The following is a 23936-nucleotide window of genomic DNA, read 5'->3' as shown; positions in this document are numbered from 1 at the left end:
TCTATCCGCGCGCGTGCCGGGAGGACATCTCCTGCAAGTCCAGATCGTGTTCGAGGACATGCAGCAGCTCGTCGTGGATCAGGCCTGTCCGATGCATGCGCAACAGCTCCGCGCGTCCGCCTGCGATTGCCGCCAGCACGACGTCATAGTGCGCATTGCGCGCGTCGACTGGAAAGCTCGCCGCGTTCTCGTGCGCCCGCGTGATCTGCGCGCGATACGTGTATTGCTCGAGCAGTCGCGGATGAAGCACCGCGCCGTCCGGCGCGTAGACGAGCGGCTTGATTGCCTCCAGTTGCGCCGCCTCGAGTCTCGCCCACGCCTGGGGTTCCGTCAGATAGACGTGCGCGTGCGCATCGCCGGACGGCCTGACCGCTCGAATCACGAGACCGATGGTCGTGCCTTGCAGCAGCACCGTTACGAGAATCACGACGAACGCGGAGAACAGAATCAGGTCGCGGCCGGGTATCGTTTCGGGCAGCGAGAGCGCAATCGCGAGGGTCACGACGCCGCGCATGCCGGCCCAGCTCACGATGGTTGCAGAACGCCAGTCGGCGGGGCGCGAAAGGCGCTTCGAGATGCGATGGAGCGTCGCCTTGATCGCTTCGATGCCGAAGCTCCACATGCAACGCGATACGACGACGGTGACGACGGTCGCCATCGTCGCGGGACCGAGCAGCGCGATCGCGTTCTGAAGGCCGCCGAGCCGCAGCATCACGCCGCGCAGCGACAATCCGATCAGCACGAACACGAGGGCTTCGAAGACGAACACGACGACCTGCCAGAAGGCGGTGCCTCGCGTTCGGACCGTCGCCGAAAACACTTCGTGCTGATGCCAGCCGAGCAGCATGCCGCACGTCACCGTCGAAATGACGCTCGACACGCCGAGCATTTCGCCTGCGATGTAGCTGACCCACGCGGAAATCACGGCTGTCGTGATGATCAGATAGTCATCGTCGAGCAGGCGCAGCAGGCACACGAGCCCGTAACCCACGGCGGCGCCGACCGCAATGCCGCCGAGCGCGAGTCCCGCGAAGCTCAGCACGGCATGCGTTGCGCTGAACGCGCCCGTCAGCGCGGCGGCGATTGCGAAGCGGAACAGCACGAGGCCCGCTGCGTCGTTCAGCAGGCTCTCGCCTTCGAGCAGCACCATCAGGCGGCGCGGCAGCGCCACGCGTTCGAGCACGGCCTTCGCGGCAATCGCGTCGGGCGGCGACACGACCGCGCCCAGCGCAAAGCAGACGGCCCACGGCAACGACGGCACGACGAAATGCACGACCACGCCGACGATCCACGTCGTGAACGCAACCGCGCCGATCGCGAACAGCAGAATGGGCGTGAGGTGCCGCTTGAAGTCGGTCCAGACGAAGTAGTACGCGCCGTCCATCAAGAGCGGCGGCAGGAGCACGATCAGCACGAGATCGGGATCGAGCACGACGGGAGGCAGGCCCGGCGCGAACGCCATCGCGGCGCCACCCACCAGTAGCGCTGCCGCAGGCGGCAGGCGCAGGCGCTTCGCGACCAGTTCCAGCGCGACGATCGCCATCAATGAAAGCAGCACCAGCTTGAATGCCGACACAGCCGACATGATTCCCCCTGTTAGGCGTTTTATCGGTTGAACTTGGACTGCCCGATGCAGATGGCGAGATCATGCACGACGCGAAACGGTTGCGCAGCAGATCTCGCCGCAGCCCGATATATCGATATCGCGTTGACGGAAGTGCGGGAAAAGTGCGCCGCAGCTTCGATGCGAGGCAACGCGACTAATGCGTCTGCTGCGTATCGGCGAGAAAGCGGTGAATCTGCGCGACGACAGCCGCGCCTTCGCCCACGGCCGACGCGACACGCTTCGTCGACCCCGAGCGAACGTCGCCGATAGCGAAGACACCGTCGACGCTCGTCTGCAACGATTGCGATTGCAGGCCGGAGCCGGGAATGTCGGGGCCGGTCAGCACGAAGCCTTTGCTGTCGAGCGACACGCCGCAGGTCTTGAGCCAGCCCGTATTCGGCTCGGCGCCGATAAAGACGAACAGATGATGCGCGGTCATGCTGCCTTCGATGCCGCCTGCGCCGCGATAGTGGATGCGTTCGAGCCGCGCATCGCCTTCGAGCGCTGTCAGTTCGATTCGCGTATGCAACGTGACGTTGGGCAGCGACGTGATCCGCTCGACCAGATAGTGCGACATGCTGTGCGCGAGACTCGCGCCGCGAATGAACAGATGCACGTGCTCGGCGTGCGATGCGAGAAACACGGCCGCCTGCCCCGCGGAATTGCCGCCGCCGACCAGCAGCACGGGCTCCTTGCGGCACAGCCTCGCCTCGATGGGCGTCGCCCAGTAGTAGACGCCGCAGCCTTCGAAGCGCGCCAGGCCCTCGACATCGGGACGCCGGTACTCGGCGCCGCTCGCGATCACGACGGTGCGCGCAGTGATGCGGCGCGTGTCGGCAAGCTCGATAGAAGGCGGCTGGCTGTCGCAAAACAGTGCTTTGACTTCGCACGGAATGCCGATGTGCGCGCCGAACTTCTGCGCCTGGACGAACGCGCGTCCCGCGAGGGCCTGGCCTGTGATGCCTGTCGGAAAGCCCAGATAGTTCTCGATGCGCGAGCTCGTGCCTGCCTGGCCGCCTGGGGCGCGGCAATCGAGCGCCGCAACCGACAGCCCTTCGGATGCGGCATACACGGCTGTCGCGAGACCGGCCGGTCCCGCGCCGACGATGGCCACATCGTAGACGTGCGCCGGATCGAACTCGGGTATCAGCCCGAGACACGACGCGAGCTGCCCTTCGTCCGGGTTGCGCAGCACCGTGCCGTTCGGGCACACGACGAGAGGAAAGTCGTCGGGCTGCGGCGTCAGCCGTTCGAGCAGTGCGATGGCTTCGGCGTCCTGCTGCGCATCGAGCGTCAGACTCGGAAACACGTTGCGCCGCAGGAAGTTCTGCAACGCGAGCAGCCGCGCATTACCGGAAGGGCCGACGAGCACGACGCCGTGTCCACGCTCGATCACGAGCACGCGCCGCAGAATCAGTGCGCGCATGATCTTCTCGCCGAGATCGGCTTCGCTGATCATCATCGCGCTGAGTTCGTCGGGTCTGAGCAAGATCGCTTCGACATCTTCGACTACATGCGCGTCGACGACGGCAGGCTTGTTGGAGAGCTGCGTCACGTCCGACGTGAACTCGCCGCGCTTCGTGTACGTGTGGATGATCCGCTCGTGGCCGAGGCCGTCGCGGCCGACGATGCGGACCTTGCCCGACAGCACGACGAACACGCCAGGACAGAGATGCCCCGCGCGATACAGCAACTCGCCTTTCACGTAACGGCACAGGTTGCCGAAGCGGCGCACGCGGTCGATCTCGGCATCCGCGAGCACGGGAAACATCTGCTGGTAACGCGGATGGTCGCGCACGCTCGGATCTTCGGCGAGCGTGCCGTCGTCGATGGCGCGGCTCGCGTCCGCTGGATGCTGTTGATCGGGCGCTCCGTTTTCAGGCGTTGGCTCGTTGCTCATCGCGGGTTCTCCTCAAGCGGCTGACGGGCGCCGCCAGGCAGCCGGAGGCTCCGCAACGTCGAACAAAAGTGGAATGGCTGCGAAAGATCTTCGCTTGCCTGTCTCGGGCAGCAGGCCGTGCGCGCTGAATGGATTGCGTGCGGGACTGCCTATGCGATTGCATTGAACAGAGTAATCGAGTTGTCGTGGGCAGCCAAGGGGCGATGAAAAGCTTCACGCTCGATGCGCGATTATCGGTGAGCCTATTCGTGTGAACGGGTATACCCCATTGCGCTTTATTCCCGTTGCATTCGCTCGCGCGTGGATCGTCTAGCAGTCGATGGCGCCGGACACTGCATTGAGCAACACGTATCGCGTATTCGTCGTTCCGCGTCGACGTTCGCAGTCGAACGCGCGGGCCGCTCTCGATGCCTCAAGTCCCGCGCTCGCTTTTTTCGTCGGATCAATCAGCGGGAGGACAGCATGAAACGTTCCGATACATATGCTGCCGCGTTCGTATTCCGTGGATTTCTGGCCGCGACAATCGGCGCGATGAGCTCAATGGCTTTGGCGGCCGAAAGCGAAGGGGCCATGTCGAACATTGCGACGGAACCTGTCGCTCCCACCCTTGCCGCGCCTTGTGTCACTGCGGCGTCGGCGGGCAAGGGACAACTGACGTTGCTGGTCCAGTCGCCAACAGGCAGCGCCGTGCGGCTAACGTACGCTGCGAATGACGGATGGAGCGCAAACCCGGCTACGACCGCTGCGGAACAGGTCTCCGAGCGCGTCGGGCCCGTCGACGTATCGCACTCCACCGAAGATCCGGGCTTCGAGCAATCGCCCAGCAAGCCGCTGACGGTGTTCATCGACGGGCCAACCGGCTTCACATACTTGTGGAGCCAGGAGCGCGGCTGGAAGTTCGTCGGTCGGCTGACGGAGCGGATTCAGTAGTGCCGGCGACGTCGATGGTCGCGAAACGTTCGCGCGTTGGCCGCTGCGTGCCTTGCCGAAGCGACCGCGTGCCTGGCCAAAGCGACAGGCCGATCGCGAAGCGCGCCTGACGCGCTTACGCGAACGGCCGCGCGGATCGGGCCTAAAATCACGAGCAGTGCCCGCTGCTGTCGTTTGTTTCTTTGCGCGGGCTTCTCGTGATCGCTTCCATCGACGGCAGACGGCCCATGACCATTCGCGACGCGCGTTTCGTTCGCCCGACGTTGGCTGCGCTTTGCGCGGCTTCGCTCGCAGCGCTTGGCGCGTGCGGCGGCGGCAGCTTTTGCATCGGATTGGACGGCTGTACGGCTTCGAGCACGCAAAGCGTCACGTTGTCCGGTACGGCCGCGACGGGTAGGGCGCTGGCCAGCGCGACCGTGATCGCCAGTTGCGCGCAGGGTTCGGGCTCCACGCTATCGGACGGCGGCGGACACTACAGCGTCACGTTCAATGCGACGCCTCCGTGCATCGTTACCGCGACCTCCGGCAGCACGACGCTGCATGCGCCCGCATTCGCCAGCGGCACCTTCAACACCACGCCCGAGACCGAGCTGATGCTCGTGTACCTTGCCGCGCAACTCGGGACGAGCGAGGCCAATCTGATCGCGGGCTTCCCGGGCAACGCGCAGTTCCAGAAGGTGCTGTCGAACCAGGACGATGTGCTGGCCGCGCAATCGGCTGTCGTGACGAATCTGCAGCAGCACTACGCCGTCACGCTGACGGTGCCCGCGTTTCTCAGCACGCCGTTTGTCGTCGGGCAAGCGGGTGTCGACAGTGATCTCGACCTGCTCGCGAAAGCGGGGGCCATCGACGCGAACGGCATGCCCGATCCTGCCGCCGTCTCGTTGATGTCGACGGCGGGCCAGGCGCATCCGTTCACGGCGACATCGTCGCCTTCATCCGGCACGGGCGGCGCGATGTGATGCGATGATTCGCCGCGTGCCTTTCTTTACTGCGGCCCCCTTGTCGATGCAGCAAAGAAGCGGTCGCTCACACATCCGGTTCGCGAAAGCTGTAAATTGTTCTACGCTATAGAAGCTATGTGCTGAACGTTTCAATCCGTACTCAACGCCGCCGCTCAGGGGACAGTAACGGCGGTTCATTGACGCATCTGCTCGCACCTTTCTTATGGAGGATGAAGATGGCGATTCGACTAGGAGAAGAAGCTCCCGATTTCACTGCGGAAACCACCGAAGGCACGATCCGTTTTCATGAATGGATCGGCGACAGCTGGGCGATCCTGTTCTCGCATCCGAAGGACTTCACGCCTGTCTGCACGACGGAGCTGGGCTATATGGCGGGGCTCAAGCCTGAATTCGAAAAGCGCAACACGAAGATCATCGGACTCAGCATCGATCCCGTTAGCGATCACACGAAGTGGGTCAAGGACATCGAAGAGACGCAGGGCCATGCGATCAACTATCCGATGATCGGCGATGAGGATCTGCATGTTGCGAAGCTGTACGACATGATCCACCCAAACGCGAGCGGCGGTCCGCGCACGGCTGTCGACAACGCAACGGTACGTGCGGTGTTTCTGATCGGACCGGACAAGAAGGTCAAGGCGATGTTCGTCTATCCGATGAGCTCGGGCCGCAATTTCGACGAAGTGCTGCGTCTGCTCGATTCGCTGCAGCTCTCGGCGAAACATACTGTCGCAACGCCTGTGAACTGGAAGCCGGGCGACGATGTCATCATTCCGACTTCCGTTTCCGACGATGCCGCGAAAGAGAAGTATCCGCAGGGCTTCAAGACACTGAAGCCTTATCTGCGTTACGTGCAGCAGCCGAAGTGAGAGGTTGATCGATACGCCGATGCGCGCGCGTTCGAAGCGCGTGTCGGCGTGATACCCGCTTGACAGAGACGATGACGGCAATGGCCGCATGAACGGGCAAGGCGATGAAGCCGACGCCCGGCGCTTCACGATACAAGTTGAGAGAACATAAGCGTGCTGATCTTTAGACAGCTGTTCGACCAGCAATCGTCGACCTACACTTATCTGCTCGCCGATGGCGTCACGCGCGAGGCCGTGCTCGTCGATCCCGTCTTCGAACAGGCGCGGCGCGATGCGGCGCTGCTCGACGAACTCGGCCTGCGTCTGCTTTATACGATCGACACGCACGTTCACGCCGATCACGTGACGGGCGCATGGATGCTGAAGCAGCGCACGGGCAGCCAGATCGCGATTTCAGCGGCAAGCGATGCGCAAGGCGCGGACCGCTATCTGAAGCACGGCGACACGATCGCATTCGGCGCGCGTCATCTCGAAGTGCGCGCCACGCCCGGCCACACGAATGGCTGCATCAGCCTCGTGCTCGACGATCAGTCGATGGCCTTCACGGGCGACTGTCTGCTGATTCGCGGCACCGGGCGCACCGACTTCCAGCAGGGCAATCCGCATGCGCTCTTTCGCGCGGTGCACGAGCAGATTTTCTCGTTGCCCGAGACGTGCCTGCTTTATCCGGCGCACGACTATCGCGGCCTCACGGTGACGAGTGTCGCCGAAGAGCGGCGCTTCAATCCGCGTCTGGGCGGCGAGTTGTGCGAGGACGATTTCGCGGGCTATATGACGAACCTCGGGCTTGCGCATCCACGGCAGATCGATGTCGCGGTGCCTGCGAACATGAAATGCGGTGTCGCGGCAAGCGATCCGTCGAAAAAGCCTGAGCCCGATTGGGCGCCTTTGACGTACACGTTCGCCGGCATCTGGGAAATCCATCCGCAATGGCTCGAAGAACATCTGCAGTTGGTGCAGATCATCGACGTGCGCGAGCGCGATGAATACGACGGCCCGCTCGGCCGCATTCCCGAAGCGAGGCTGATCTCGCTCGGCGAGCTGGCCGCACGTGCGAAGGAAATCGGCAACGAGCGTCCCATCGTCACCGTCTGCCGCGCGGGTGGACGTTCGGCCCAGGCGACCGTGATCCTGCGTCAGGCCGGATTCGAAGACGTCGCCAATCTCGCGGGCGGGATGCTGCGCTGGCGCGCTGAAGGGCGCGTCGTCGAGAACGGCGGCGTGTAGCAAGCAGCGAATTCCGTTACTTGTATTTGTCACGTACCGCTTCGGTCGAATCCTGTCCGTCCGGCAGCGGTCTGACGACCGTATGCGGCCCGCATTCGGCCCGTAAGGTGCCGCTCGTCATATCTATGTTCCTTTTGCCAATCCATCGCTGTTTTCGGACGCGGCAACAGAATGGACACATGCATGCCCCGCCTGTTGAGTTAAGGTCAGCCGAAAGCATCCGTTCGAGCAATCGTCTGGCGTTCATCGTCAACATCGGTCTGGAGGGTGTGCATGCGTATGATGTTTGTAATCGGGCATCTGGGTGACTACCATGTGCCGCGATACGAAGCGCTGAAGAAACTCGTCGAGCGGCGAGGCGACGAGATTTTCCTCGTCGAGATCTTTGGACGCTCGGGCGTCTACGCTTTCCCTCAATTGACCCGCGACGCTTTCTTCGGCAAAGAGCCTGCGCGCGCCGTCACCCTCGAACCCGACATCACCGATGCGGGCGGACACTGGCCGAGCGTCGCATACAAGCTCGCCGGCATCGCGAGAACGCTGAGGCCCGATGTCGTCGTCACGCTCGGCTATCACACGCCTTACTCGCTGTGGCTCTATCTGATACGACGCACAGCGGGCACGTTCCGTATCATCTACATGTCCGATTCGAAGCTCGATGACGGCGTGAGGCATCGCTTCAAGGAACGCCTCAAGCGGGCGCTCGTATGCCGCTTCGACGGCGCGCTCGTCGCGGGAGAAAGACATCGTGCTTATGCGCAGACGCTCGGCATTCCGCTCGAACGCTCGCGCGTGGGCTTCGACGTGATCGACGTCGAGCGCTTCGCGCGGCTCGCGGACAATGCGCGCGCTTGCGAATCCGAAACGCGCCGGCGTTACGCGCTGCCCAGGCGCTACGTGCTGTGCGTGAGCCGCTTCGTGCCGCGCAAGAACGTCGATGTCGTCGTCGATGCATACGCGCGCACGGGACTCGCCGATAAAGGCATCTCGCTGGTGCTGGTCGGCCACGGGCCCGACATGCGCGCGATCGAAGGACGCGTGTCGAGCATGCAGCTCGACGGGAACGTGCGCTTTCTCGATCCCGTTCCGAACGCACAGATGCCCGCCGTGTATGCGTTGTGCGACTTCATGGTGCTCGGCAGCGAGTTCGATCAATGGGGGCTGTGCGTCAACGAGGCGTTCGCCGCATCGAAGACGGCGATCGTCACGCAGACATGCGGTGCAGCGGGCGAACTGGTGAAAGACAGCGTGAACGGATTCGTGGTCGAGCCAGGCAACGCCGATGCGCTCGCTGAAAAAATGCAGACGCTGGCGCTCAACGATGCGCTACGGGACGCGTTGTCGAAGCGGGCGAGACAGTCCGTCGACAAATGGAGTCCTTCGATGTTCGCCGCCAATCTGATGGAGCTGGCCGACCGGCTTCTGTGTTCCGAGCGGCGCGTCCTCGTTTCCGCGAAGCGCTAGCGGCGCCGCTTGCGGCGCAAGGTCAGATCGTGCCGAACAACGCGCGAGGACGATCGCGCAGCGCTTGCGCGAGCGTTTGCAGCGCGCTCACCAGCTGCTCGCGCGACGACGCGCACGCAAGGTTGATCCGCACGCCGTGCTCGACTTCGGCGCGGTCCACGGCAAACGCCGACGAAGGCATCACGACGACGCCGCGCGCCTTCGCGTTGGCGGCGAAGTCGTCCGCGCGCCACGGCGGCGGCAGCCTGAGCCACACGAACATGCACGCGGGATCGGAGTCGAGCCATTCCTGTGGCAGAATCTGGCGCGCCAGATCGTGCCTCACACGAATCTCGGCGAGCTGCGCATCCATGATGCGGCGCGCGGTGCCGTCTTCGATCCATATCGTCGCGATCAGCATCGACATCGGCGCGGGCATCCACGCGGTCGTGCGCACGGCTTCGGCGGCGAGCGCGGAACGCTCGGGCGGGCTCAGCAGATAACCGAGCCGCAGCCCCGGCGCGAGAATCTTCGAGGTCGCAGCGATATGGAACGTCAGCTCCGGGCACAGGCTCGCGAGCGTCGGCAGGCGCTGCGAAACGAGCGGACCGTAGACATCGTCCTCGATGATCGCGACGCCATAGCGGCGCGCGATATCGACGAGCGCCACGCGCCGTTCGAGGCTCATCGTCGTCACGGTCGGGTTCTGCAGATTCGGCACGGTGAAGATCGCCTTGACGGGCACGCGGCTGCAGATGCGCTCCACTTCGTCCGTGATGAGCCCGTCGCGGTCGCTCGGCACGCTGACGATTTCGAACTGGAACACGGGCGCAAGCGCTTTCAGGCCGTAGTACGTGAGACGGTCGGCGATGATCACGCCGTCGGTGCCGATCAGGCTGTTGAGCACGGCATACAGGCCGTGCTGCGCGCCGCTCGTCACGACCAGATGCTCCGGCGACGGCGTGAATCCGGGTGCGGCCGTCCACTTCGCGCCCGCGGCGCGCGCCCACGCGGGCCCCTGCGGCGGCTGATATTCCTGTAGCGACGCATAGCGCGGGTCGCGCGGCAGCTCGGCGAGCGTGACAGCGAGGCAAGACAGGAATTCACCCGTCGCGGGCCGATTGACGGTCAGGTCGATCGCGCCGCCCGGCGTGGCGTTGGGCGCGATGGCTGTTTCGACGCGCGGCATCGCGCCGCCCGTGACGAGCGAGCCGCGCCGCTTGCTGCCGATCACGAGCCCGCGCAGCTGCAACTCCTTGTACGCGCGCGACACCGTCGACACATTGATGCCGAGCTCCGTCGCCAGCTGGCGTTGCGGCGGCAGGCGGCTGCCCGGCGGATAGACGCCGCCGCGAATTTCATCTTCGATTGACGCCGACACCTCGATGTAGGTCGCGCGTTTTGTCTGGGCCTGGTCGCCGTTTGTCTGGTCGACTTCGGCCGTCGCACCGTTGCCGTCCGCTGCCTTGGGTTTGCTGGAAGCCATTGTCTTACCCTGTCTCCATACAAAACAGGTTTTGTATGCCTGCTTGTGCCAGTTCGCCGGATTTTATACCAGATATGCGTCCTTGCCTTGATTTTCAGGTGCGGCAAGGAACGCGCCCAATCCGGCCAGGGAAAGTCCTGGCCACACAATGAGGCTTTTAATTGCACACAAAAAAATGTTGTGTGATTCTTTGAATCAGGTTGAGCAGGTTTTGTGTGGTTTTTGAATCGCTGGATCGGCTGGAAGGAGATACGCATGGCAGAGAGCAGGACAAACGGGCTCGCATCGCGCGGCACACAGGACAACGCGGCGCCGCGTCTCGGCGTCGCGTTGCGTCAGCGGCACGTCACGATGATTTCGCTGGGCGGCATCATCGGCGCGGGGCTTTTCGTGGGCAGCAGCGCGACGCTCAGCACGGTCGGGCCGGCAGCGTGCCTGTCGTATCTCGTTGCGGGCATCGTCGTGCTGATGGTGATGCGCATGCTCGGCGAGATGGCGCTGGCCGTGCCGGGCGTGGGTTCGTTCACCGAATACGCGCGCATCGGGCTCGGCGACTGGGCGGGCTTCACGAGCGGCTGGCTCTACTGGTACTTCTGGGTAATCGTCGTGGCGGTGGAAGCGGTCGCGGGCGCGGCGATCCTGCAGCGCTGGATTCCCGCGCCCGTGTGGATGATCGGGCTCGTGCTGCTGTCGGTGATGACGTTCGTCAACCTGATGTCGGTGAAGTCGTATGGCGAGTTCGAGTTCTGGTTCGCGTCGATCAAGGTCGCGGCCATCATCGTGTTCATCGCGATCGGCGCCGCGTGGGTCTTCGGTCTCGGCCATACGCACGGCGCGGTGCGCAATCTGACGGCGGCGCAGGGCTTTCTGCCGTTCGGCGCGATGTCGGTGTTCGCGGCCGTGCCGACCGTGATCTTCGCCGTCGGCGGCGCGGAAATCGCGACCATCGCCGCCGCCGAGTCCGACAACCCCGCGAAGAGCGTCGCCGCGATGACGCGCTCGGTGATCCTGCGCGTGATCACGTTCTATGTCGGCTCGATGTTCCTGATCGCATGCATCGTGCCGTGGACCAGCATCGTCACGGGCCATTCGCCCTTCGTCGCCGCGCTCGAAACGATGCGCGTGCCGGGCTCGGCGGACATCATGAACGCAATCGTGCTGGTCGCCGTGCTGTCGGCGCTGAACTCGGGGCTGTACGTGTCGTCGCGGATTCTGTTCCGTCTCGCAGGCCGAGGCGATGCGCCGCGCGCGCTGTTGCGCCTCACGCCGTCGCGCGTGCCGCGTCTCGCGGTGTTGCTGAGCAGCGTGGTCGGCTATGTGGCGATCATCGCGGCCATCGTGTCGCCACAGGGCGTGTTCCTGTTTCTCGTGAACGCATCGGGTGCCGTCATGCTGTTCGTCTATCTCGCGACGGCGCTCGCGCAGATTCGCATCCGCCGGCGTCTCGAGCAAAAGGGCGACAAACCCGAGCTGCCAATGTGGCTCTTTCCGTGGCTCTCGTACGTGGTCGTGGCGGCGATCGTCGGCGTGCTGATCGCGATGGGCACGGATGCCTCACTGCGTCCGCAATTGATGGCGAGCATTGCGAGTCTCGCGGTTGCATCGGCGGCGTGGCTGCTCGGCACGAAACGGCGCGCTGCGGATGAAGGCACGCGCACGGGTTATCTCGGTGCCGACGCACGCGCGATGCAAGGAGAACGTTGATGGCGGAAGTGGGCATTGTCGGCGCGGGTTTCATCGGGCTTGCGAGCGCCGGCTGGCTGATGCGCGACGGGCACCGTGTGACGCTGTTCGATCCGTCCGGCGTCGCGCAGGGCGCGTCGTACGGCAACGCGGGCACGTTCGCGCCGTATGGCTGCATTCCCGTGAACAACCCGTCGGTGTTCCGCGATCTGCCGCGCTTTCTGCTGTCGAGCGAGAGTCCGTTCCGCTTGCGCTGGAGTTATCTGCCGCATGTGCTGCCGTGGCTCGTGCGTTTCATGATCAGCTCGACGCAGCGCCGCTACGAAGCAAGCGCAAGCGCGCTCGCCGCGCTGCTTGCGCAGGCGCAGGCGGGCTATGCACCGTTGCTCGAAGAGCGCGATCTGGCGAAGTTCGTGCGGCCGCGCGAGTGCCTGTATCTGTATTCGAGCGGCGCGTCGTTCGATGCGTCGCGCGCTTCGCTGAATCTGCGCGAGCGGCTAGGCGTGTCGTTCGACGTGTTGTCGGGCGAAGAGGTGCGCGACCTGGAGCCTTCGCTCGCGCCGATCTTCGAGCGCGGCGTGCTCTTTCGCGACAGCTGGCATTTCTCCGATCCGCTGGGCTTTCTGCTGTCGCTCTACGACCTGCTCGCCGCGCGCGGCCTCGAACTGGAACGCAAGAGCGTGAGCGCGCTGGCGCCCGCATCGGACGGCGTCACGCTGACGACCGATGACGGCACGCCGCGCCGCTTCGATCACGTCGTCATCGCGACGGGCGCGCGCTCGGCGAAGTTCGCGGCGCAATGCGGCGACCGCGTGCCGCTCGATACCGAGCGCGGCTATCACGTGCGTTATCGCGGCGCGTCGCAACTGATTTCGCGGCCGGTCGGCTGGGCCGAACGAGGCTTCTACATGACGCCGATGGACGAGGGCATTCGCGTCGCCGGCACGGTCGAGCTGGGCGGCTTCAGCGATGTGCGCAACCGTTCGCTGCTCGATCTGCTGACGTTTTCATCGAAGCGCGCGCTGCCTGCATTGCAGCAGCCCGACAGCACGTGGCTCGGCTTCCGGCCCACGCTGCCCGACGGCGTGCCCGTGCTCGGCCGCGCAAGCGCGAGTGAGCGCGTGATCTACGCATTCGGTCATCAGCATCTCGGGCTGACGCTGGCGGGCGTGAGCGGGCGCATCGTCGCGGATCTCGTCGCGCGGCGCGCGCCGCCGCTCGACCTGAGCCGTTACGCGGCGACCCGGTTCTGAACAGAGACACACACGGACGACTTCGACGCGTCGCGCATCGGGTCAGTCGACAGGCAAAACGCGCGGCATTTTCTATCGACAGGAGCGCATCATGAATCGACGTACATGGATCATCAGGCTGGCGGTGTGCGCTCTTGCAGCGCATGCTTCGTTCGCCGCTTCAGTTGCATCGGCCGCCGATCCGGAAGTGGTCAAGATCGGTTTTGTCGGCCCGCTGACGGGGCCCGTCGCGCGGGTCGGCAAGGACCTGCAATACGGTGCGCAACTCGCCATCGACGAAGAGAACGCGAAGCATCCGACCGTTGCCGGCAAGCCCGTCAAGTTCGTGCTCGACGTGCAGGACGACCAGGCCGATCCGCGCGTCGCGATCCAGGTCGCGCAAAAGCTCGTCGACGATGGCGTGGTCGGCGTGATCGGCCATTACAACTCGGGGTGCAGCATTCCCGCGTCCACGGTTTATCACAACGCCAACGTCGCGATGATCACGCCGGGCTCGACCAATCCGCAACTCACCAAGCAGGGCTTCAAGAACGTGTTCCGCACGATGGGGCATGACGGCGTGGGCGGCGTGGTGGCGGGGCACTTCGTCGTCGAGCAGATCAAGGCGAAGCGCATTGGCATCATCGACGACCGCACGGCGTTCGGCCAGGGCCTTGCCGATGCGTTCGAAAAAGGCGCGAAGGAAGCGAACGGCAATATCGTCGACCGCGAATTCACGAACGACAAGGCCGTCGACTTCCGCGCGATTCTGACTTCGCTGAAGAGCAAGAATGTCGATCTGATCTTCTTCGGCGGACTGGACGAACAGGGCGCGATGCTGGTCAAGCAGATGCGCTCGCTCGGCATGACGGCGCAACTGTTCGGCGCGGGCGCGCTGAAGAGCAACGCGTTCCTGCAGATTGCCGGGCCTTCGGGCGAACGCACGCAGGACCTCGAACCCGGTCCCGCGCTCGACAAGCTGCCCGCCGCGCAGGACTTCGGCAAGCGCTACAAGGCGCGCTTCAACCAGGACGTCGAACTGTACGCGCCGTTTGCGTATGACGCCGCGCTCGCGATGCTGAAGGCGATCCACGACGCGAATTCACTCGACCGGCAGAAGATCGTCGACAGCCTCGCCAAGGTTTCGCTGACGGGCGTGACGGGCAAGATCACGTTCGATCCATACGGCGATCTGATCAAGCCGCCCTATACGCTGTTCCAGGTCGAGCAGGGGCAGTGGAAGAGCATCAAGACCGTGGGAGGCGGAGCCTGACGATGGACTGAGAGATGGCGGCGCAGCGTAGATCGCTCGCGCCGCTGCTGTTTTAAGTGCCGCTGACGCATCGAAGCGCAATGGACCGCTTCACAAATCCAGCTCCAGGAAACGCGTGCCCTCGACGGGATTGAACACATACGCCGAGATAGGCCTGAACCCGAGCGACGCGTAAAGCTGCTGGGCCGCCTGCATGGTCGGCAGCGTATCGAGCCGCATCTTCCTGTAGCCCGCTTCTCTGGCCGCGTGCACGACGGCTTGCGCGAGACGCCTGCCGAGCTGCTGGCCGCGGCCTTCCTGACGCACATAGAGGCGCTTCATTTCGCAGATGTCGTACTCGAACGGACGCAGCGCGACGCAGCCGATCACGCGGCCATCGCGCCATGCGAGCAGAATCGCGCCGGCCGGAGGCGCATATTTGCCGGGCAGCGAGGCCAGTTCCGCATCGAATGCCTGAAACGACAGATCGACGCCGAGGCTGTCCGCGTACTCGCGGAAGATGACGCGCACGGCGTCGAGGTCATCGGGGAAGCGGGCGGGGTGGATGGTTGTCATGGAGGAGTTTTATGTCAGGGCGCAGCGGGTTGCCGCCGGCGCGGCAGGCGAGGGGACGCAATGACCGTTGATAAGACGATAGCAGGCCGGATACGCGTCGCTATTGCGAGGAGACTTACGCGTGAATGGTGTACTTCTGGATGAGTGTCGTTATGTGCGTACGCATGCGCCAAGAACGCGCTCGCGCAAGCGCAACTAACGGTCCGGCCCACAACCCCTCCGCCCACTGCTACGCAGCCACACCCGTCTACACGCCGCCCGGCCGATACACCGGATGCATGCGCCGCACAAGAGCCGACTCGTTCGCCAGCGCATCAAGGTAAAACGCGCCAATCTTTCCCGTCACCCTCACCGACACCTATTCGACGACAGTGCTAGTCTTTCCGCTGATCGCGCGTTGGCCGGGACAGCGAACGTCGTCGCTGCCTGGAAACTCCCAGCGCAACACGATGCGCGGCAGGCGGCACTCGCGCGCTGTGCCCGCACGAGTTTTCGCGGACCAGCGCAAGCGCGCACAAGACACAAGCAGCGCCAGCCGACCTGCTCAATCGATACGGACGACCGATGCGAGGTAACGCGCATGAACACACCATCAAGCAACGATGTTGTCTTTCTGTTCGATGTCGACAACACACTGCTCGACAACGATCATGTCCTGCAGGATCTGCGGATGCACATGACGCGCCAGTTCGGCGAGGCCAACAGCTCGCGCTACTGGCAGATCTTCGAAGACCTGCGCGGAGAACTCGGATACGCGGACTATCTCGGCGCATTGCAACGCTATCGCCATGAGCGTCAGGACGACACGCAGCTATTGCTGATGTCCTGCTATCTGATCGACTATCCGTTTGCGAACCGCATTTTTCCGGGCGCGCTCGATGCGCTTCGCTACGCGAGCCAGTTCGGCCAGACGGCGATTCTCTCGGACGGCGATGTCGTGTTCCAGCCGCGCAAGGTGTCGCGCGCGGGGCTGTGGGACGAAGTCGAAGGGCGCGTGCTGATCTACATCCACAAGGAACAGATGCTCGACGACGTGATCGCGCACTTTCCCGCGCGGCACTATGTGATGGTCGACGACAAACTGCGCATCCTCACGGCAATGAAGGAGCAATGGGGCGACCGGCTGACCACGATCTTTCCGAGGCAAGGTCACTATGCGCTCGACGAAGCGGAGATCGCGAAGTATCCCGATCCCGACATCACGATCGAACGGATCGGCGAACTGACGTCGATCGACTTCGACGGGTTGACGGCGAAGCGACGCAAATAGAGCAGACGAAGCGAGACGAGACGATACGTGCGTCAAGCACATCAAGCGCGTCAAGCGCGTCAAGTACGTCCAGCACGTCCAGCACGTCCAGCACGTCCAGCACATCAACCGCGCCGAGCGTTCATTCGCTCATCCACCCGCCGCTCAGATCGCTTCCCTGCAACAGTTCGAGCAGCGTACCCGCGGGATGACTGAGCCGCTTCGCTGCAAGCGCGATGAATTCGACGTCGGGCAGCGCGGGCAGGCTCGCGCTGTTGATGGGCGGCGCGAGCCCGCGCGCGGACACGTACTGCGACTTCGCCGTCAGCCCGAGGCCGCCGCGCGCGGCGGCGATGCAGCCGGCGTGGCTGCTGCTCGTGCACACCACTTCCCAGCCGATGCCTTTCTCCGCGAGCGCATTCAGCACGACGGCGCGCGTGACGCTCGGCTCCGCGACCAGCACCAGCGGCAACGGCTGCCCGACATCGACCACCGTGCCGGGCCGCGCGATCCATTCAAGGCGTGAGCGCAGCAACGGCGTACCGCGCCGCTCGCCGAGGCGCCGCTTGCCGACGAGCAGATCGATCGACCCCGCATCGAGCAGTTCGTACAGGCGGCTCGTCATGCCGATCGTGAGTTCCAGTTCCACATCGGGATGCGCGTGGCGAAACGCGGCGAGCACGTTGGGCAGCGCGCCGAGCGCGATATCGTCGGATGTGCCGAGACGCACGCGCCCCTTCAGCCGCGGCTTGCGAAACTGCGACTCCGCGCGGTTGATGGCCTGAAGGATCACGTTCGCGTGCACGAGCAGCGCTTCGCCATCGGCCGTCATCGCGAGCGAATGGGTATCGCGTATGAAGAGCCGCCTGCCGACGCTCTCTTCGAGGCGCCGGATATGTTCGCTTACGCTCGACTGATTCAGACCGAGCCGTTTGCCCGCTTCGGTGAAGCTGCGGCAGTTCGTGACGGTCGCGAACGTCTTGAGCCAGAGAGGATTGAGCATGACGCATTGTCATCGGCTTTTGCGATGACAGTCAACGTCATCAGGCGCCTTCCCGATTGCCATTGAAATCGATACCATGACGGCTGATGTGGACGAATCGGCCACCAGGAAACACAGCGGGCCCGATTCGGCGAAACGCCCGAAACGCCCGTTTCCGAGGTGCAACCACCGCGACGCCGAAAATGCGTACGTGCTGAACGCAGGTGCCCGAGCGGCCGGGTCGCGCCTCTCCGAACTTCATCATGCCCCGGGATTCCTCACACACCGCGCTACTCTGGATCGTCGCCGCTGCATTCTTCATGCAGGCGCTGGACACGACGATCGTCAACACCGCGCTGCCTTCCATGGCGCAAAGCCTGCACACATCGCCGCTGGCGATGCAGCCCGTCGTCGTCGCCTACACGCTGACGATGGCGCTACTGACGCCCGCATCCGGCTGGTTCGCGGATCGCTTCGGCACGCGCCGCGTCTATTTCGCCGCGATTCTGGTCTTCGTGCTGGGCTCGCTGTGCTGCGCGGGCGCGCATACCCTCGATCAGCTCGTCATCGCGCGCGTGCTGCAAGGCATCGGCGGCTCGATGCTGCTGCCCATCGGACGGCTTGCCGTGTTGCGACGCGTGCCCGGCGAGCAGTACGTGTCGGCGCTGGCGTTCGTATCGGTCGCGGGACAGGTCGGGCCGATCGTCGGGCCGACGCTGGGCGGCTGGCTCACGCAGTCCATTTCGTGGCACTGGATTTTTCTCGTCAACGTTCCCGTCGGCGTGATCGGGCTCTTCACCGTGCAACGCTATCTGCCGCACGATCACGCGACGCATCCGCCGCCATTCGATTTCATCGGCTGCGGACTGCTCTCGCTTGCGACGATCCTGCTTTCGCTCGCCACCGATCCGCCGATGAGCACGCACCGCATCGAATGGTCGGCAGGTCTCGCGGCGGCCGGCGTCGTTGCGGCGCTGGCGTACATTCCGCACGCCCGCTCGTACAAGCGGCCGCTCTTCAGGCTCGCGTTGTTCAGCGAGCCGAACTTCAGCGTCGGACTCGTCGGCAATCTGCTGTGCCGGATAGGATCGAGCGCGGTGCCGTTCATGCTGCCGCTGTTGATGCAGGTGCAACTCGGCTACTCGCCGTTGCGCTCGGGCCTGATGATGCTGCCCGCCGCTATTGCGGGCACCGTCTCGAAGCAATGGATCGCGCCGCTGATCAAGCGTTACGGCTATTCGGCGTTTCTCGCCGTGAACACGGTGATCGTCGGCTCGACGATTGTGGCGTTCGCGCTCGTGTCGAAGCACTCGGCGCCGTTGCTGGAGATCGTGCTGCTTGCCATGTTCGGCGCGGCCAACTCGATGCAGTTCGCCGCGATGAATAGCGTGACGCTCAAAGGTTTGTCGCATGCGGATGCGGGCAGCGGCAACAGCCTCTTCTCGATGGTGCAGATGCTGGCGATCGGCTTGGGCGTGTCGATCGGCGGCGGGCTCGTCAACCTGTTTTCCGCGCAATGGGGCTCGGCGTCGACGGGCTTCATGCTCAGCTTCGTGTGCGTCGGCCTGATCACGCTGTTGTCGGCGCTCGTGTTCCGTCGACTCGATGTGCCGCCCGCGCAGCCTGCCATCGCGGCGCCCACGCACACGGCGCGCTGATCATGCGGCGCTGGATGTCAATGAGCCTCGGGCGTATGCCGCGCCCGCTCGACGAGATGATCGACCATTCGCTGCGCCGCGGGCTGTAGCGATTCGAAATCGCGAAAGCACACGACGAACTTCCGCTTCGCCCATTCGTCCGTCAACGGAATCACGCGCACATCGAGAATGCGCGCATACGTGTCGCCCACTACTTGCGGAATCACGCTGATGCCGAGTTTCGCGGCGACCACGCGAAACGCCGCATCGAAGTTCGACACGACCGCCCTGTACGACACCGTGCCGCCAGCTCGCGCGGCGGCGCGTTGCATCATCATGTGCACGGCCGTCGATGGCGGCAGGCCCACGTGCTCGTAGCCGAGCGTGTCCGCGAAGCGAAGCGTCGAGCGTTTCGCGAGCGGATGGTCCGGATGCACGGCGAGCGCGAGCCGGTCCTCACGATACGGCCGATGCGCTAGCCCTTCGAGATCCACGTTGTCCCAGCACACGCCGACGGACGCCGCGCCTTCGCGCAGCCGCCGCACGAGATCGTGCGACAGCCATTCTTCGACATGCACGCGGATGTTCTCGTGCGCGGGCATGCTCATGAACGACGCGACATCGTCGAGCAGGCTCTCCGCGATCGCCGACGCCGACGCGCACACGCTCACACTGCCGCGCAGGCCGCTGCCGAATGCGGCGATATCGCTCGCGATCCGGTCCATCGTGAACAGCATGTTGCGCGCGTGTTCGAGCAGCGCGACGCCGGCGGGCGTCGGCAGCACGCCGCGTCGCGAGCGCGTGAAGAGCGGCACGCCCAGATCGCTTTCGAGTTGCGCGATCCGCTTGCTGACGGCGGACGGCTCGATATGTTCGTCGTGCGCGGCGCGCGCCATGTTCTTGTGCTCGCAGACGGCTACCACGAGCCGCAATGTTTTCAGGTCGATGTCGCGCAACGGTTGTCTCCTGTCGGCGCCGAATGGGCGCTTGGGCGCATTGCTCCGGTCTATGCCAGAGGGTCGCGCTGCGTTTCCATTTCGGAAATCTGGCGCTTCCAAAATAGCGCTTTATGTATCGGATGGAATGTCTAAAGTTAGCACAACGCCGGCATGCGCAAAGACCGGCATGCAAAACTGGAGACACCCTCGATGCCCTCATTCCCCTCCCGCGTCGTGATCCGCGAAGTCGGCTTGCGCGACGGGCTGCAAAGCATTCAGACCGTTCTTCCCACGGAAAAGAAGATCGAATGGATTGCCGACGCGTATGCGGCCGGTCAGCGCGAAATCGAAGTCGGTTCGTTCGTGCCCGCGCGCCTGTTGCCGCAACTCGCGGACACGGCGGAACTCGTCGCGTATGCGAAGACGCTGCGCGGTCTGTTCGTCTCGGTGCTCGTGCCGAACCTGAAAGGCGCCGAGCGCGCGATCGACACGCAAGCGGACCTGATGCTCGTGCCGCTATCTGCGAGTCGCGCGCATAGCCTTGCGAATCTGCGCAAGACGCCCGACGAGGTGATCGCCGAAGTCGCGCGCATCCGTGCCGCGCGCGACGCAGCGGGCTCGAAGACGCTGATCGAAGGCGGCATCGGCACTGCGTTCGGCTGCACGATTCAGGGCGCCGTCGATCAGGCCGACGTGCTGCGCTGCATGCAGGCGCTGCTCGATGCAGGCGCGGACCGCGTGAGCATCGCGGATACCGTCGGCTATGCGAATCCCGCCGCCGTGCGCGATCTGTTCGAGAAAGCGCGGCGCGTGGCGGGCGAACGCTTCTGGTGCGGCCACTTCCACGACACGCGCGGCCTCGCGCTCGCGAACGTGTATGCCGCGCTCGAAACGGGCGTCGCGCGCTTCGATGCGACGCTCGCCGGCATCGGCGGCTGTCCGCATGCGCCGGGCGCGAGCGGCAACGCATCGAGCGAAGACCTCGCGTTCATGCTCGCGGACATGGGCATCGAAACGGGCATCGATATCGAACGGCTTCTGACGCTGCGCGCGAAGGTAGCGCAGTGGCTGTCGACCGAAACGCTGCACGGCACGCTATGGCTCGCGGGCCTGCCGAAGACATTCAACGGCGGTGCGACGCGCGCCGCGAATCCCATCGTTACCGCCTGAGGTTCAACATGAGCACATCCAGCCGGCTGCCTCTCGAAGGCGTGCGCGTCATCGAATTCACTCACATGGTCATGGGGCCGACGTGCGGGATGATCCTCGCGGATCTCGGCGCCGAAGTCATCAAGATCGAACCGCCAGGCGGCGACAAGACACGCAAGCTGCCCGGCCTCGGCATCGGCTTCTTTCGCACGTTCAACCGCAACAAGAAGAGCGTCGTACTCGACATCAACACGCCCGACGGTCACGCAGCCGCTGAAGAGCTGATCGGCCAGTGCGATGTGATGCTCGAAAACTTCCGGCCGGGGTTGATGCAGAAGCTGGGCCTCGACTACGACACGTTGTCAAAGAAGTTTCCGCGCCTGATCTATGTATCGCACAAGGGCTTTTTGCCCGGCCCTTATGAAAAGCGTCTCGCGCTCGATGAAGTCGTGCAGATGATGGGCGGCCTGTCGTATATGACGGGGCCGGCGGGGCGTCCGCTGCGCGCGGGCACGTCGGTCAACGACATCATGGGCGGCATGTTCGGCGCGATCGGCGTGCTGGCCGCGCTGCGCGAACGCGATTTCACGGGGCGTGGACAGGAAGTGCAAAGCGCGCTGTTCGAGAACTGCGTGTTCCTCGCCGGCCAGCACATGCAGCAGTATGCGATGACGCATGAAGCGCCGCCGCCGATGCCGTCGCGCGTCTCCGCATGGAGCGTGTACGACGTGTTCACGCTCGCGAACGATGAGCAACTGTTCATCGGCGCCGTCAGCGACAGGCAGTTCCTCACGCTGTGCGATGTGATCGACCGGCCGGATCTCGCGAGCGAGCCGCAATTCGCCGACAACGCGATGCGCGTGGCCGTGCGTCCCGAACTGCTCGCGCGTCTTGGCGACATCCTGAAGCACCATCGCGCCGATGAACTCGCGGCAAAGCTCGAAGCTGCGGGCATTCCGTACGCGCACATCGTGCGCCCCGATCAACTGTTCGACGATCCGCATCTGAAGCAAAGCGGCGGACTCGTGCCGATGCAAACCGACGACGGCGGCACGACAGAAGTGGTCCTGCTGCCGTTGACGATGGGCGGCCGGCGGCCGGGCGTGCGTCAGGCGCTGGCGAAAGTCGGCGAGCACACGCAGGAGATTCTTTCGCGGCTGACGGGGCGCGCCGCTGCGTGATCGCGTCGATGGCCGTGCGAACGGAGACCAACTGATACCCACTGACACCAACGAAGCATCGACCATCAGGCATTTAAACCAATCCGACAACTGATGGCGCATTTCAGGAGACAGACAACTATGCAGCGCACGATACCCGCGACAGCGGACAATCCCCCGTTTGCGCCCTCCGAAGCGCAGACCAATCTGCGCGCGGCGGCCGCATTGTCGGCGCGAATGGACCGCTTGCCCGTCACGCGTTACTTGTGGATGCTCGTCCTGCTGATTTCACTCGGCGGATTCTTCGAAGTCTACGATCTGATCTTCACCGGCTACATCGCGCCGGGGATGGCGAAGAGCGGTTTGCTCAAGACGACGACGGATTCGTTCTTCGGGCTTCAGGGCATCGCGGGTTTCATTGCGTCGACGTTCGCAGGCCTGTTCGTCGGCACGTTCTGCTTCGGCTGGCTGCCGGACCGCTTCGGGCGCCGCAAGGTGTTCACGGTCTCGCTGCTGTGGTATTCGGTCGGCTCCGCAATACTCGCGTTTCAGCACACGCCTGAAGGGCTGATCTTGTGGCGCTTCATCACGGGCATCGGCGTCGGCATCGAAATCGTGACGATCGACAGCTACGTCACCGAGCTCGTGCCGCAGCACATGCGTGGCCGCGCGATGGCGTTCAACCAGGCCGTGATGTTCGCGGCCGCGCCTGCCGCGGCGATTCTGTCGTACTGGCTCGTGCCGACCACGTTCGCAGGCATCGACGGCTGGCGCTGGGTCGTGCTGATCGGCTCGGCGGGCGCGGTGATCGTATGGTTCATTCGTCTCGTCGTGCCGGAGAGCCCGCGCTGGCTCGCGAGTCATGGGCATGTCGAAAAGGGCGACCGCGTGGTCAGAAAGATGGAAGCGATGGCCGCGCGTCAATCGGGCCGCGCACTGCCGGCGCCGCTGCCTGCCGTCGAAGTGCCCGCGCATCGCCGCGCGTCGCTCGCGGAATTGTGGCAGCCGCCGTATCGCTCGCGGCTCATCATGTTGATCGTCTTCAACTTCTGCCAGGCGATCGGCTATTACGGATTCGCGAACTGGGTGCCGACGTTGCTGATCGGTCAGGGCATCACGGTGACGAAGAGCCTGCTCTACTCGTTCATCATCGCCATTGCGTTGCCTTCGGGACCGTTGCTCGCGATGCTGTTCGCCGACAGGCTCCAGCGCAAATGGCTGATCGTGGGCTCGGCGTTTGCAGTGGTCGTGTTCGGGCTCCTGTTCGGGCAGATGAAAGCCGTCGTGCCGCTGATCGTGCTCGGCGTGCTCATCAGTCTCGCGGGGCAGACCATCTCCGTTTGCTATCACGCGTATCAGGCCGAGCTTTTCCCGACGCGCATCCGCTGCCGCGCAAACGGGATCGTCTATTCGGCGAGCCGCATCGGCGCAATGATGTCGGGCTTCGTCATCGCGCACCTGTTGCGCGAGTTCGGTGTCGCGGGCGTGTTCGTCGGCATCACCGCATGCATGATCGTCGTGATGATTTCGATCGGCGGATTCGGGCCGAAAACGAATGGCGTCCGGCTCGAAGAGCTTTGCCGTTGAGGTCGCGTTAATCGCCAAAAACAGAAACGCCGGCCGGGTCTTTGGCGACCCGGCCGGCGCTTTGT

19 protein-coding genes are annotated in these 23936 nt (G+C 64.2%); 13 read left to right on the top strand and 6 right to left on the bottom strand.

Annotation, left to right across the window (positions count from 1 at the left end):
* Position 1: 1 nt before the first annotated feature.
* Both GCT13_RS27685 and GCT13_RS27680 read right to left on the bottom strand, forming a co-directional pair.
* Entirely contained in the window at positions 2-1585 is a 1584-nt protein-coding gene (locus GCT13_RS27685; protein WP_152763463.1) for a Na+/H+ antiporter, read from the bottom strand.
* Between the two features lie 175 nt (positions 1586-1760).
* A complete protein-coding gene (locus tag GCT13_RS27680) occupies positions 1761-3506 on the bottom strand; it encodes an FAD-dependent oxidoreductase (protein WP_152763461.1) in 1746 nt (581 codons plus the stop codon).
* Between the two features lie 462 nt (positions 3507-3968).
* On the opposite strand from GCT13_RS27680, the gene GCT13_RS27675 reads away from it, so the two are divergent.
* The 5 genes from GCT13_RS27675 to GCT13_RS27655 all read left to right on the top strand — a co-directional run bounded on the left by GCT13_RS27675 (position 3969) and on the right by GCT13_RS27655 (position 8961).
* The gene (locus GCT13_RS27675; protein ID WP_152763459.1) at positions 3969-4436 is read left to right on the top strand and encodes a hypothetical protein; all 468 of its coding nucleotides are present in this window, start codon (positions 3969-3971) and stop codon (positions 4434-4436) included.
* A gap of 227 nt (positions 4437-4663) precedes the next feature.
* Positions 4664-5398 carry a hypothetical protein gene (locus tag GCT13_RS27670; RefSeq protein WP_152763457.1) on the top strand — a complete coding sequence of 245 codons (735 nt, stop codon included), beginning with the start codon at positions 4664-4666 and terminating at the stop codon, positions 5396-5398.
* A gap of 218 nt (positions 5399-5616) precedes the next feature.
* Positions 5617-6270: a peroxiredoxin gene (locus GCT13_RS27665; protein WP_152763456.1), complete on the top strand. Its 654-nt coding sequence runs from the start codon at positions 5617-5619 to the stop codon at positions 6268-6270.
* A 156-nt stretch (positions 6271-6426) separates the two neighbouring features.
* Positions 6427-7497, top strand: coding sequence for an MBL fold metallo-hydrolase (locus GCT13_RS27660; RefSeq protein WP_152763503.1), 1071 nt, complete (start codon positions 6427-6429; stop codon positions 7495-7497).
* A gap of 273 nt (positions 7498-7770) precedes the next feature.
* The gene (locus GCT13_RS27655; RefSeq protein WP_152763454.1) at positions 7771-8961 is read left to right on the top strand and encodes a glycosyltransferase family 4 protein; all 1191 of its coding nucleotides are present in this window, start codon (positions 7771-7773) and stop codon (positions 8959-8961) included.
* 22 nt (positions 8962-8983) lie between these two features.
* On the opposite strand, the gene GCT13_RS27650 is transcribed toward GCT13_RS27655, so the two are convergent.
* On the bottom strand, positions 8984-10426 hold the full coding sequence (locus GCT13_RS27650) for an aminotransferase-like domain-containing protein (protein WP_152763451.1): 1443 nt from the start codon (positions 10424-10426) through the stop codon (positions 8984-8986).
* A 255-nt stretch (positions 10427-10681) separates the two neighbouring features.
* On the opposite strand from GCT13_RS27650, the gene GCT13_RS27645 reads away from it, so the two are divergent.
* The 3 genes from GCT13_RS27645 to GCT13_RS27635 all read left to right on the top strand — a co-directional run bounded on the left by GCT13_RS27645 (position 10682) and on the right by GCT13_RS27635 (position 14614).
* The gene (locus tag GCT13_RS27645) at positions 10682-12130 is read left to right on the top strand and encodes an amino acid permease (protein ID WP_152763449.1); all 1449 of its coding nucleotides are present in this window, start codon (positions 10682-10684) and stop codon (positions 12128-12130) included.
* The gene (locus GCT13_RS27640; RefSeq protein ID WP_152763447.1) at positions 12130-13362 is read left to right on the top strand and encodes an NAD(P)/FAD-dependent oxidoreductase; all 1233 of its coding nucleotides are present in this window, start codon (positions 12130-12132) and stop codon (positions 13360-13362) included. Before GCT13_RS27645 ends, GCT13_RS27640 begins: the two co-directional genes overlap by 1 nt.
* A 91-nt stretch (positions 13363-13453) precedes the next feature.
* On the top strand, positions 13454-14614 hold the full coding sequence (locus GCT13_RS27635) for a branched-chain amino acid ABC transporter substrate-binding protein (protein ID WP_152763445.1): 1161 nt from the start codon (positions 13454-13456) through the stop codon (positions 14612-14614).
* Positions 14615-14704: 90 nt separating this feature from the next.
* Here the strand turns inward: GCT13_RS27635 and GCT13_RS27630 are convergent, their stop codons facing one another.
* Positions 14705-15169 (bottom strand): GNAT family N-acetyltransferase, encoded by a 465-nt coding sequence (locus GCT13_RS27630; RefSeq protein ID WP_152763443.1) that lies wholly within the window; start codon positions 15167-15169, stop codon positions 14705-14707.
* Between the two features lie 580 nt (positions 15170-15749).
* On the opposite strand from GCT13_RS27630, the gene GCT13_RS27625 reads away from it, so the two are divergent.
* A complete protein-coding gene (locus tag GCT13_RS27625) occupies positions 15750-16439 on the top strand; it encodes an HAD family hydrolase (protein ID WP_152763441.1) in 690 nt (229 codons plus the stop codon).
* Positions 16440-16560: 121 nt separating this feature from the next.
* On the opposite strand, the gene GCT13_RS27615 is transcribed toward GCT13_RS27625, so the two are convergent.
* Complete coding sequence (locus GCT13_RS27615; protein ID WP_152763439.1) at positions 16561-17421, bottom strand: LysR family transcriptional regulator; 861 nt, start codon at positions 17419-17421, stop codon at positions 16561-16563.
* A gap of 203 nt (positions 17422-17624) precedes the next feature.
* Here GCT13_RS27615 and mdtD point away from each other — a divergent pair, with 203 nt between their 5' ends.
* On the top strand, positions 17625-19058 hold the full coding sequence (mdtD, locus tag GCT13_RS27610; RefSeq protein WP_321574660.1) for a multidrug transporter subunit MdtD: 1434 nt from the start codon (positions 17625-17627) through the stop codon (positions 19056-19058).
* Positions 19059-19075: 17 nt separating this feature from the next.
* On the opposite strand, the gene GCT13_RS27605 is transcribed toward mdtD, so the two are convergent.
* Entirely contained in the window at positions 19076-19993 is a 918-nt protein-coding gene (locus tag GCT13_RS27605; RefSeq protein WP_152763435.1) for a LysR family transcriptional regulator, read from the bottom strand.
* Positions 19994-20185: 192 nt separating this feature from the next.
* Here GCT13_RS27605 and GCT13_RS27600 point away from each other — a divergent pair, with 192 nt between their 5' ends.
* From GCT13_RS27600 to GCT13_RS27590, 3 genes are all read left to right on the top strand, one after another.
* Positions 20186-21145, top strand: coding sequence for a hydroxymethylglutaryl-CoA lyase (locus tag GCT13_RS27600; protein ID WP_152763434.1), 960 nt, complete (start codon positions 20186-20188; stop codon positions 21143-21145).
* A gap of 8 nt (positions 21146-21153) precedes the next feature.
* The gene (locus GCT13_RS27595; protein ID WP_152763432.1) at positions 21154-22305 is read left to right on the top strand and encodes a CaiB/BaiF CoA transferase family protein; all 1152 of its coding nucleotides are present in this window, start codon (positions 21154-21156) and stop codon (positions 22303-22305) included.
* A 120-nt stretch (positions 22306-22425) separates the two neighbouring features.
* Positions 22426-23871, top strand: a complete 1446-nt coding sequence (locus GCT13_RS27590) for an MFS transporter (protein ID WP_152763430.1) — start codon at positions 22426-22428, stop codon at positions 23869-23871.
* Positions 23872-23936: the final 65 nt, after the last annotated feature.

This window comes from Paraburkholderia franconis (assembly GCF_009362735.1).
Lineage (GTDB): Bacteria > Pseudomonadota > Gammaproteobacteria > Burkholderiales > Burkholderiaceae > Paraburkholderia > Paraburkholderia franconis.
The sequence above is the reverse complement of the archived record's forward strand: the minus strand, read 5'-3'. Positions and strand labels throughout refer to the sequence as shown.